2 protein-coding genes are annotated in these 864 nt (G+C 57.8%); both read right to left on the bottom strand.

Going from position 1 to position 864, the window contains the following annotated elements; genetic code table 11:
* Positions 1 to 85: 85 nt before the first annotated feature.
* Positions 86 to 298 carry a hypothetical protein gene (locus DY926_RS14545; protein ID WP_116704028.1) on the bottom strand — a complete coding sequence of 71 codons (213 nt, stop codon included), beginning with the start codon at positions 296 to 298 and terminating at the stop codon, positions 86 to 88.
* Between the two features lie 131 nt (positions 299 to 429).
* Positions 430 to 864 (bottom strand): type II toxin-antitoxin system HicB family antitoxin (locus DY926_RS14540; RefSeq protein WP_206609054.1); only part of this gene is annotated, 435 nt, incomplete at its 5' end.

The raw sequence follows: 864 nt of genomic DNA, 5'->3' as shown, positions 1-864 counted from the left end.
GTAGTCTGATGGGTATTGAGAATGTCAGCCAGACCACGCTGCGACCATCGCAGCGCGTCCAGACATTCCCGAAAACGGGTGGGGGTCATCCCCCCACCTTCCATTTCATCAGGGCGAAGACCCCGGCGGCCAGTCCGGCTCCCGCCGTAAAGGCCAGACCCAGAGCCGAAAGCATGAACTGCCACGGCAGAAAAGCGCGCTGTGCGTTCTTCAGTTCGCTATCCGCATGCAGATTGGCGATCTTGAGAACTTTTTCAGCAAGATCGAGATCAAGGTGGGAAGTGGTTGTTTCGCTCATTGAAGGATTTTCCTCTCAATCACCTGCGCCCGTTGCGCTCGGTGTGTGTTCAATATGAACACAAACATGGGAAACGTCAATCCTGAAACTAGGGCAAAACGAAAAAAAAGGCAGTCCCTGAAAAAAATCTGTCATGCGACTTCCAAGACCTCAACAGTAGCCTGCCGTCCGAGCGCATGAAGGGCGGCCTCGACCCGCCCGATTTTGCTTTCATGAAGCAGATCGCGCATGCGGCGGACGGATGATTCAGCTATGCCCAGCCTACGCGCCAGCTCCACGTTGCTGACCCTGTTTTCCAGCATGGCCGCATGGAGCGCCAGCTTGGCAGCTTCCAGCATGGGCACATAGACCAACGGGCGACCATTGGCCGCTGGCGGGACAGGCACGGCCACACCGTCATCCACATAGATGGACAGGGATGTAACCAGAAGGTCCCGGGCCTGGCGCAAAGCTTCCTGCCGGGTCTCCCCGTCGGTTGCCCCCGGCAGCCCCTCGAATGAAGCCGTGATGGTGCCGTCCGGATTGGTCTCCAGATCGACCGGGTAAGCGTAAAGCATCCTCATACC

Source organism: Komagataeibacter melaceti (assembly GCF_003403295.1).
Classification (GTDB): domain Bacteria; phylum Pseudomonadota; class Alphaproteobacteria; order Acetobacterales; family Acetobacteraceae; genus Komagataeibacter; species Komagataeibacter melaceti.
This window is presented reverse-complemented; position numbering and strand designations above follow the sequence as displayed.